Below are 10,434 nucleotides of genomic sequence, written 5' to 3'. Positions count from 1 at the left end.
TTCGCCATGATGAGTGCCGCCAAAGCCGCGAGAATTAATAGAATTCCCCCTGCTGCGTCATGCTCAACCATTTCTCGAAAAACTTTTGTCATAGGTAGGTCCTTGCTTTAAATGATGAGAAGACATTTATATGCTTTTACCTAGCTATGAAAAAGTCGAATATTCAGCTCAATATGATCGAAAAAAACTGATCAATTTTTTTTGGATCTTTAACCAAACGGCTGGGGGAAAGCATGGATTTAAATTGCCACTCATAAATACTTCGGATACTTCGAAGTATTTATGAGTGAATAACTTATGGATACCTAGGGTAGTTGGTCGTTAGCATAGTAAAAAAACACGGAGTTGAAATTATGCTGTACCTAAATGTAAGTGAGCACGTAATGCGTAACTGGAGCAGAACAGTCGATCTTTACTATTCCTTTCACCTGAGTGGCATTAACACTGATATTGAATCAGTAAATCTGTTGATAGAGGAACGCCAACAAGAACATGATAATAGAGCTCTTTACTACTGTGAGCTGAATATTCACCCATGTGTAGGGGAGCACTTACAGCTAGCGGTAGAGAGCGAAAATTGTGGTGTCGCGATTGAACAGAGCTTTGCCAAAGCAAAACGTTATATGCTGCGCCGCATGCGCGGAATTTCAGATGAAGCGGCAGCTAAGATGCTTGGCTAATAGATGAAAAGCTTCGTCGTGCTGCATCGGTAATTGCAACGACAGCCGGATGTTTCAATTTTCGCTCTGGTGAAATAACAAAGAAGTGTTCGCTAACATTGTTTATCTCACCAATCGACTTAACGTTATACATGCGCTCAACTTGGCTTGCCATGGCTGATGGCGCAGGAAAAAAACCTGCACCGCCTTCGCCAAATGCTTTTAGCAATGCACTATCGTCAAACTCTGCGATGACATTTGGTGATATGTCTACCTGATCAAACCAATCATCCAAGCTTCTACGTAAAGCATGATCATTCAGAGGGAGAAGAACGGGTGCCTCATTTAGCAATTCAGGGAACTCTCCTGAATGTTGGTGCCGCAATTCGTCTGTGCCAAAGAAAGATAAGCTACTAGAACCTAGCTCATGGCTAAAGGCTTTAACATTGAGCCCGGTAGGAATACTGCGATCAGATAGCACCAAATCAAGTTTGTGAACGGCTAAATCTCCAAGCAAGCTATCTAGGTCGCTCTCCATACAGACGATTTTTACCGGATCATCTAGTTTCATAGCTGCTTCGAGAAGTTTATAAGCGATGAGTTTGGGAATGGAGTTTACGATTCCAACATTGAAAGTAATTGGTGCTCCGGGCTGCTTGCTTTTGACTCGTTGAGTAAGCTCAGCGCCCAGGCTGAATATTTCATCGGCGTATTGCTCAACCATGCGCCCCATCTCGGTGATAACTAGGCCGCGACCCACTCTTTGAAACAGAGGCTCACCGATAGTTTCTTCAAGCATTTTCAGCTGACCGCTGATTGTTTGAGGCGTTAAATGAAGAGACTCAGCTGCTTTTGCGACGGAGCCTTCTCGAGCGACGGTCCAAAAATATAGCAGGTGGTTGTAATTGATATGTCTCATGCTAAGCCCCCTAAGGTGTATTGACTGACAATCGTAATTCATCAATATTGCAAGTTATATACGAAGATAATGTGATTTTAGATCGGTTTTTTCGATGATGGTTTGTTTAGTGTCAGCTTAATGTTTATTTTCAGTATTGTAGAAGCTTTCCTTATGATCGAAAAAAGCGACCGTTTAGTAAGTAAAAAGCTACTTTTATCGATCCCAGAAAGGCGGGATGATCTAAGTCGTATAAATTGTATTGGGGGATTTTGCTATGTTCTATGTATATTCACCGAGTGGACGGGCCTTCGCTGGGCCGTTGGAAAAGCTTAGGAAGGTTGAGAAACCCGCCAATACCTCGACAATACCGAGTTTAAATTATACAGAAGTAGAGCTTGAAGAGAATGAGCAAGCCAGAAGTTCCTATGATGTGCCCGTCAAAGCGATTTCTGAATATCAGAATTTGCTTAAGAAAAACTCACAGCAAGAAGCTGTTTATCATGCTTACCAAGTTATGAGCCAACCGGTCGTTAGTGTTCAGCTAAGCGATACATGGGGATACGTACTTGAGTTATTCGAACAGGTGCATTATCAGGTAGTTCCTGTTCTGGATAATAAAGGGCAGCTAGTTTCAGTAATCTCTCGCCAACAAATATACGCTAAGCTCTTGTCTCAATCGTCGGTTCAAATGGGGCGGGACACTTCATTATCGAGTGTTATCCAAACAAGGGGGAAATCTGTTGTTTCAGCGGATCCTGTGACAGATGTTCGTAGAGTGGCCAAGGCCTTAGTCATGTATAGCTTGGATGCAATCCCTATTGTGGATGCTGAGCATCGTTTAGTGGGGATTGTCTCCCGCACTGATATTTTAAGGTGTGTGACTGCCAACCCTCCTCTTTCAATGTGGTGTTAGCGCGAAAGAGACTTAAGCCCCCAAAGAGATCTAGGCGAAGATTTATCTGTGTCAGAAAATTCCTTATTAAATGAACGAATTAAACTGCTTTTTTAAGGGAATGTTCATTGAGAAACTGAGGCTATATTAAGTAGCTGTATGAAGCTATCGAATACAAACCATTCTAACTCCCTTGCTCGAGCGAACTTTCGAGACACCCCGCATTGCGGGGTTTTTTTATATTCTGCAATACTCTTAGCATAACTTTATGTTCGTTAAAATCGAGTAATCATTTAGCTAAAATCTGATTTTTACGAGCATTAATAGTTGAAATAATGGCTTAGCTTTTAATCGTTTTAGTTGATGATTAGTGCTGTCAAGTGTTGGATTATATTTTCCAAATTATGAGAGGGACTAAAAATGAAATTGAATCATATTATGGTACCTATTTCTCCAGGAGGTGGAATTGCTCCAAGCTTGGGTGAGCTTATCGGCTTGAGGAGTGACAATGATGAACCGCTAGAGGTTAAGTTTATTACTGTAATCGAAGACGCTGACTTTTCTAGAATCTCGGGTTATATGAGAGCCTCTCCTGCGACACTCCTAGAGCACGCAATCAATGTTGAGCTTGAGCGGCTGGATGCCATGATTGCGCTCTTAGAAAAAAAGCTTCCTGATGTGTTATTTGAGCGCGAAGTTGTAACAGGCGTGGCATTTATCAATCTTATATTAAGTGCGTTGCGGGGCCACTATGATTGTATTGCCATCTCTAAGCCTAGTACCAACAAGAAAGATAGTAGTGTTATGGGAAGCACTTTGATGCACCTGATGCGTAAGTCACCCACGCCAACTTTCGCGATTGGCCACCAAAAAATGTGCCCTGAAATGAAAATAGCCGCAGCTATCGATGTAAGTAACATTGATGTTGATAGCGGCTTGAATCAGCAGATACTTGATGCAGCTTTGAGCCTGGCGGAGTTATATCGCGCAGAGCTGCATATTGTTCATATCTGGCACCTTGCGGGTGAAGGGTATCTTAGTACTTGGGGGCGGCGCAGTGACTTCGAGGTCGGAGCTATGGCAAGAGAAGAAAAGCACTCTAGGAAAGAGAGAGTTGACGCCCTAACGGGGCATGCTAAGCGGCGTATTCGAGAGATACATTTAGTTGAGGGGCAGCCCAAGAATGAAATACCCAAATTCGTCGATGATCAGTCAATTGATATCTTGGTGATGGGGACTGTGTGCCGTTCAAATGTTGCTGGCATGATCATAGGCAATACCGCAGAGTCTATTTTGGGTAAGGTCAATTGCTCAGTGCTGACTTTGAAGCCAGAAGGGTTTGAGTCTCCTGTTGTTAAATAGTGAGTGATTCAATACCTTATTAGATAGGACACTTAAGATGAAAAATGACACTGAAAGTATTTTGATTTCTCGTATTTATGTCTTGGTTCGGTACTGCGTCCGGTTACTCTCAATATTGATGGCTGTCGTTATTGTGATGGGCGTTATTGATGTTGGCTGGACACTGTATCAAAAGCTCATAACACCGCCGCTGTTTATACTCACTATCTCTGATATGTTGGCAACGTTTGGGGCGTTCATGGCAGTCTTGATTGCCATTGAGATCCTTATCAATATTACCGTCTATCTACGTGATGATGTGATTCATGTAAAGATTGTGATGGCTACTGCCCTAATGGCGGTAGCGCGAAAGGTGATTATTCTGGATTACAAAGAGGTTCAACCAGAGTATGTTTATGCCACCGCAGTACTAGTCTTCGCGATGAGTGTGGGATACTGGGTAGTTCATAAACTACCTGAAAAATCACAGTAGATCATTGACTCTAACTATCCTGAGCGGAGGGGTAAATTCGTATAGTTATTTTGTGACCTGATTTTTAAAGGTGTTTTCGCGGAGAGAGGATACGGTGTCTTGATTAAAGGTTTTGTTGCAGCGTCAAAAGCAGACTGCGTCAGCGATTCACCCAGTCAGGGTTGATCGATCTGCAGCCTGTTGTTGCTAGAGGTTAAACAACCAGTTTGGCTTCATTGGCCTCTTCAGTAACGTCGAGCAAGGGAGTAGCTCTGCGAACTCGATTATGTTTTTTGAGCTTACGAAACAAGGTCTGGTTTACTTTTTGTAATGCATCTACAAATGCTTTCTCTGTGCTGTCTCGTTTAGTAGTAATAAGAATCGACGGGAGCCCGAACAGTGTAACCTTAACTTTGCATTGTTTATCAACGCCGCCTTTTGGGCCATTCACATCTTCTAGGTTAACGTTGATTCGTTGAATAGACCCTGCAGCCTTTCGATACATTCGTCCTAATCTTCGCTCAAGGTCGAATCTAACGCCAGGGCTAATAAAAGCTGTTCGTGTGTTGACTGAGATGTTCATATTACTCTCCTATAAGCTTGAATAGATGCCTACCAAAATCGGTATGACCATATATGCACGATCTATTTTGAATAAAATTGGTGATATAAAAAGCAGATAAAAATTTACTGGATGCTCGTTAAAAACATACTATTTGAAATTCAGATATTTTTTATAGGTCATAGATCCCAGCATCTTGTGGTTGACGGAAAGGTTGAAGTAGATATTTGCTGGTATATTGGTGCTCATGGTAAGTATTTCTCACCTATACTGTTTAAGGGAAATACTAGCGTTTAATATAAGAGGCCAATATCTAATCAAAGTATTGAATTATTACTTTTAAAGTCATAATTAATTTGAAGGCTTATATGGATAGCTTTGGAAAGGGCTGTTTTATACTGATGAAATTTTAAAAATTAGTGAGTATATGAATTTGTTTTTTAGACGGAGTTTTCTGCTTACAATTTGTGTGACGTTGCTGGGGTTTGTTCCTCCCTTTTATGCATTTGCGGACTCAATCATAGTAAAAGCCAATCCTGGCTACTACCCAGTTACGTATAAAGAAGGAAACCACTGGTATGGTATGGACACGGAGGTGCTACAGGAAATCTTTGCTCGCGCCGATTTAAGCTACGATGTGGTCTTTAAACCTTTTAAAAGAAGTTTGATCGAAATGGAACGTGGAGAGATTCATGTTATTCCTAACCTTACTAAAAGTAATGTGCGTTCTAAATATGCATTGGCTAAGCCCAATCCGAACGACATGTATTGGTTTGGTTGTGAGAGATCAAGACGCATACCTTCCGATCAAAGCATTGGATGATCTAGTAAAGCTGGCGCAACAAAGGCAGCAAAAAGTAGGCTACCTCTCGGGCGCGAGTTATTCGGAGTACTTCGATGATCGCCTAAAAAATGAGGAGGCTTTGAATGCTATTCTCTACTTCCTACCGAGAAGTGAACAGTATCGTAAGATGCTGAAACTCGGTCGAATTGTTGGGTATTTCTACGATGACTACGAGTTTGAGATGCTTAGGTCCTAAAACGTATGGCCATGAATACCAAGGCTTGGCGTTGCTTTCTTATCGTGTTGAAGGCTCCTGTACGGGGGCTTATATTGGCATTTCAAAAGAATTGGACATGATTAGATATCAACAACTTAAGGGAGCGTTTCAGAGTATGAAAACTGACGGATCTTTTACTGCAATACAGCATAAGTGGTTAGGTACAAAGCCTGTTTACTTTGAATAGCTATACCTTGGCTCCCCAACAATATAGGGAGCAGATTTTACATTTTTGTCCATAACGTGCTGTTATATAAAGAAAATATCTCTAGGTTTTTATAGGGGGCCTAGGGATTTTGCCTCCATATATTGCAAAAACCTCTGAAGCCCCCGTCTGCCGTGGCTTGTAGAGGGGTATCAACTTTCATTTCTAGGTCGATAGCCCTCAATCGGTGCCATTAAGTCCTCCAGTTTTGGCAGTTCGCCCGTCGGCGCGAACGTGTATGTACCCCGGAAGTTGATGTTCTCCCAAGCTACCGGTGAGGCCCGCTTGACTGTTTCCTGGTATCTGTCATTGCGCTGTTCCTCGAAGCTGTCCAGCAGGTTACTGAGTACTTTCGAGTTGAAGTAGATGATGGCATTAGCCACCAGTCGGGCACTTTCGTTCCAGATTTGGATCTCCTCATCGCTATTGCCTCGGAACCGGTCGCCGTTGACGTTGCTGATCGCCCGACGCAACTGGTGATAAGCTTCACCCCGGTTCAGCGCTCGCTGCACATGGTTTCTAAGGCTGGCGTCATCGATGTAGTTCAGCAGATACTGGGCCTTCAGTAACCGGTTGTATTCAGTCAGAGCCTCCAGTAACGGGTGGTTGTGCTTGTAGCCGGAGAGTTTACGCACCAACGTAGCTTGGCTGGTTTTCCGCTGGGCTAGAGAGACTGCGATCCGCTGGATGGTGTCCCAGTGGTCTATGATGCGTTTCGTGTTGATCGGCTTGCGCAACGATAGTTTCACGCGCTGATTTTCGTCTTCGGTGATGTTGAACAGCTCATTGATGACCTTGCCAACCCGGGCATATCGGGGGGCGAACCGATAACCGAACAGATCGAGCAAGGCAAAGTTCACATGATTTACCCCATGAGTGTCAGTTGAGAGCATGTCCGGGATAATCTCAGTACTGTTGTTCATCAACAGGTCAAAGATGTAATGGGATTCATGTTCGTTGGCGCCGATAACCCGGGCATTGATGGCCATATGATTGGCATTCAGACTGACCGCCGAGACGCCTTTGCTGGTACCGAAGTATTTTGAGGAATACCGTGTACGGAACGTCTCGCGCTTGGCTTCGAACTTCTGACCATCGGCACTGGCATGCAGACTGTCATCCTGGATGTTGTAGTGCTTGAAGATGCTCAGTCGTGTGGTAGCGTTGTTGATACGGTCATTGGCCGCATTCAGGGTTTCCAGCCGAAGGTAGTTCGCCTGGATAGTGCTGAGCTGATCATAGGTCCGATCGGAGATCTGAGCGATGCCATAGATGCCCTGATTAGTGGCATTGGCGATCAAGATCGCCAACAGGTCCACTTCGTATTGACGGCTTTTCGAGTTCATGCCCAGCACATGCTCGAAGTCGTCAATGAATCCGGTATCCTGATCCACCACGCGCAAGACATCGGCAACGCTGATCGCTCTCATTTGTTGGAAGAACGGATTATTCACCAGGTGTTTCTTACTGGCTGTAGGCAACCGCCAAAGGTGTTTGCCGCCTTTCGGGCGCAGTATCACGTCCCGATTGTCCGAACGTTCCAAGTATTCGCTGACCTCGTGTAACCGAAGGGTCAGCTCATCCGCCATACGCGGGATCAGTCGCGTCGGATCCTTGGAGATTTTCGGTTGCTGCGTACCCTCGACCAAGACCTGCTTCTGGTTTTTCCAGGTCTGTGGCTTCACCAGATCATCCTCTAACGCCCGATATCGAATGACTTCCGGCAGCATTAGCTGGCCGTTTAACCGGTTGGGAATCTGCAGGTACAGGAACCATTCATACCTGGCTTTATCTATACTGCCATCGGGTTTTAGCAATAGTGGTCGTGTGGCTTTCGGCGGTAGACGCTGATCAATGCAGGCATCGCCGAGCATATTGCCGGCGACCAGATCCAACCGAGCTTGGTCTAAGATCCGGGCTAACCGTTGCGTTTTGTCGGTGCCTTCCATGCGCAGACAGCAAAAGAGCGACCGTAACAGGCCGGTTCGCAATGTGGATTCCGTGTCCAGGTGTTGCCAGAACGCTTCCTCCGCTGACTGTTTCTGATTGCTCAGGTATCGGCAGACCGAGTTCAGGTCGTTGGCACTGAGAAACTGGAAAGCCTGTTGCTGTACCGCGTGGAAGGAAGTATTAGGGTCGATGCGGTCATCCACGAACAGGTGCAGGATCTCAGCGGCTTTACTCACGTTGCGGGCTGCCTTTTGCCAGTCTTGATAAACCCGTTCCTGCGCCATCTGATGCGCTCGTTGCTTCACCTGTCGAGTGTGATGGATGAACCCTTCCGCAATGCGCTCCAAGCCCTGCTGGTACCGAGACTGCAGATAGCACAGCAGGTACAAGCATTGGTTAGCAGGCGACTGACGCTTAAGTTTAGCACCGTAATAATCAACCCGTTCGGCATAGTGATGCTGGTTTTTCTGGGACAGAGAAAGCGAGTCGAGTACAGTCGTCACATCCTCCATTAGCGGTTGAATATGGTTATACACCGCCAGCTCTTTCTGCAGCTCGGTACCGGTGAAGTTGCGAGCGCTCCCGCGCAGCTGCTTCAATGTAAAGTGGTCTTCATCGGAAACCAGTGTCTGCAGCATATTCTTTAAGCTTTGGCTGCAAGCGGCATTGATCTGATCATACAATCGTTGCTGATGTTGATTAATCACCTGACTGACGATCTTCTGCAGGGTACTATAGGCAGGAATGGCGATCTTCTGGTGGGCCAGGTACTCGATTGCTGCGTCAAAGAGTGCGCGGGGTGCCACCCAGCTTTCAGCGCAGACCAGCAAATGTTCAACAAGCCGGGGTTGATGTTGCTTATCTTTCCAGCTGTTGACTCCAGCAATTGATAAAACACGCTCATAGATGCGGGATTTTTGGTCCGCTTTCAAACTAAAGCGCCGAAACTTGAGGTCTTTAAAGTGAAATCGCGCAATAAATGCCAAGTCATCCTGCATGGATTTATAACTCGGGTTGAGCAGGATCGGTTTGCATTTGAAGTAGCCCAACAATGCAACGGCAACACAACGGTACTTGCGTTGCCGTATTCTGGATAGCTCCGCAAGTTCTTTATCATTTAGCGCGAAGTAAAACCGCTGATAAGACTCGTTGAAGGAAGGAACGCTGTATAAATCCTCGATTTCCGCGGCAGTGAGAATTGATAGCCGTTTGTCTCTGCTCATTCTTTGACCTAAAGGTCAAAGAAGATAACAAATTTTTGGTGAATTAGAAATTAATAGCCCTCTACAGGCCACGGCAGACGGGAGCTTCAGAGGGTTTTGCGATATATGGAGGCAAAATCCTTAGGACCCCCGATTGGTGATCGTTTAGCAATTGGTCACGGAGTTAGAAAACGAGAAGCGCTAAAGACAATAAGAGATCTGCGACTTGGTGGCGTGTCGATGGCTAAGGTTAGTCGGTGGGGCTTGAGTAAGCATGATGAGCTTTGTGAGATAATTACTCGCATTACTGAAACATCCAGTATGCCAAAGGGAGCGCCACACGGCATAATGTTTTCTATCGTTGACTCTATCCATGTTGATGATAAGAAAAATATTCTACTAAAGCATGATGATGATGTAGTTTCGTTACCACGTAATGCGAGTATAGAGATTAACGGAAAACAAGGCCTGGAGCTGTCAGGGCCATATTTTGCTCTTTATACAGTGATAAATACCGCTGATCCAGATGAAGAAGTTATCTGCGAAGCTCAAAAGGTATTTGTAACTCCAATTCATTCTGCCGATACTCTAATTCCGGTTAGTAGTGAGTTAGAACGAGTACTGATTGCGAAAGCGATATCAAATTTTCAATATAACGCTACCAAGGGGAGAAAAATTCAGTTCATTCGTCCTTTATACCCTTATATATCTCCGGCTTCTGAGCGGCCCGTATTACCTTCTCTCGTTGTTAAATCTGGCGAATCTGAGGTGTTTGTAGATGTCGATTCACAGGTGACAGACGAAAACAGACCCGCTTATGAAAGGAGATTGGAAGCAATGAGCGAAATTACTGATATTATTAGAGTAGGATTACCAGATTCTCTTGAAGAATTTGATAAAGAGGCGTTTACTGCAATAAGTGACGCTGCTAAATATGTGTTAGGGATTAATAACCCCCTGTGTCAGGATAGTTGTCGCCTCTGTTAATTTTTAATAATTGAATAGGAGGCGGTAAGAGAATATGAGTGAAGCATTATTCAAAAGAGTTTAAAGAAGCCATTGTTAAGAAGTGGCTTGAAAGTGGGTTATCATTAAGAACGTTTTCAGCCCAGGAAAACATAAACCTATCCACCTTGTATTCCTGGCGAGATAAATTTCAATTACCAGGTTCAAGTGTGACAAAAAGTAG

At 44.5% G+C, this 10,434-nt stretch carries 10 protein-coding genes; 7 read left to right on the top strand and 3 right to left on the bottom strand.

Going from position 1 to position 10,434, the window contains the following annotated elements:
- The first annotated feature begins 353 nt into the window (after positions 1-353).
- Positions 354-680: a hypothetical protein gene (locus A3763_RS11750; protein WP_068515457.1), complete on the top strand. Its 327-nt coding sequence runs from the start codon at positions 354-356 to the stop codon at positions 678-680.
- Here the strand turns inward: A3763_RS11750 and nhaR are convergent.
- A complete protein-coding gene (nhaR, locus tag A3763_RS11745) occupies positions 664-1,578 on the bottom strand; it encodes a transcriptional activator NhaR (RefSeq protein WP_068554078.1) in 915 nt (304 codons plus the stop codon). The two genes, A3763_RS11750 and nhaR, sit on opposite strands and share 17 nt — an antisense overlap.
- Before the next feature lie 256 nt (positions 1,579-1,834).
- Between nhaR and A3763_RS11740 the strand changes: the two genes are divergently transcribed.
- The 3 genes from A3763_RS11740 (at position 1,835) to A3763_RS11730 (ending at position 4,286) form a co-directional block, all read left to right on the top strand.
- Positions 1,835-2,473 (top strand): HPP family protein, encoded by a 639-nt coding sequence (locus tag A3763_RS11740; protein ID WP_068554077.1) that lies wholly within the window; start codon positions 1,835-1,837, stop codon positions 2,471-2,473.
- Between the two features lie 399 nt (positions 2,474-2,872).
- Entirely contained in the window at positions 2,873-3,814 is a 942-nt protein-coding gene (locus A3763_RS11735; protein WP_068508639.1) for a universal stress protein, read from the top strand.
- Positions 3,815-3,851: 37 nt separating this feature from the next.
- Positions 3,852-4,286, top strand: a complete 435-nt coding sequence (locus A3763_RS11730) for a phosphate-starvation-inducible PsiE family protein (protein WP_068515468.1) — start codon at positions 3,852-3,854, stop codon at positions 4,284-4,286.
- Positions 4,287-4,479: 193 nt separating this feature from the next.
- On the opposite strand, the gene A3763_RS11725 is transcribed toward A3763_RS11730, so the two are convergent.
- The gene (locus A3763_RS11725) at positions 4,480-4,848 is read right to left on the bottom strand and encodes a hypothetical protein (RefSeq protein WP_068553808.1); all 369 of its coding nucleotides are present in this window, start codon (positions 4,846-4,848) and stop codon (positions 4,480-4,482) included.
- A 671-nt stretch (positions 4,849-5,519) separates the two neighbouring features.
- Here A3763_RS11725 and A3763_RS11720 point away from each other — a divergent pair.
- Entirely contained in the window at positions 5,520-5,867 is a 348-nt protein-coding gene (locus tag A3763_RS11720; RefSeq protein WP_068508599.1) for a hypothetical protein, read from the top strand.
- Between the two features lie 378 nt (positions 5,868-6,245).
- Here A3763_RS11720 and A3763_RS11715 read toward each other — a convergent pair whose 3' ends face one another.
- A complete protein-coding gene (locus A3763_RS11715; RefSeq protein WP_060994423.1) occupies positions 6,246-9,266 on the bottom strand; it encodes a Tn3 family transposase in 3,021 nt (1,006 codons plus the stop codon).
- A 105-nt stretch (positions 9,267-9,371) separates the two neighbouring features.
- Between A3763_RS11715 and A3763_RS11710 the strand changes: the two genes are divergently transcribed.
- Together A3763_RS11710 and A3763_RS30115 are read left to right on the top strand one after the other, a co-directional pair.
- Positions 9,372-10,232 carry a hypothetical protein gene (locus A3763_RS11710; RefSeq protein WP_068634165.1) on the top strand — a complete coding sequence of 287 codons (861 nt, stop codon included), beginning with the start codon at positions 9,372-9,374 and terminating at the stop codon, positions 10,230-10,232.
- A 38-nt stretch (positions 10,233-10,270) separates the two neighbouring features.
- Positions 10,271-10,434: transposase (locus A3763_RS30115; protein WP_156492056.1), on the top strand; the 164-nt coding region annotated here is incomplete at its 3' end.

The sequence above is a fragment of the Oleiphilus sp. HI0128 genome (assembly GCF_001635365.1).
The sequence above is the reverse complement of the archived record's forward strand: the minus strand, read 5'-3'. Positions and strand labels throughout refer to the sequence as shown.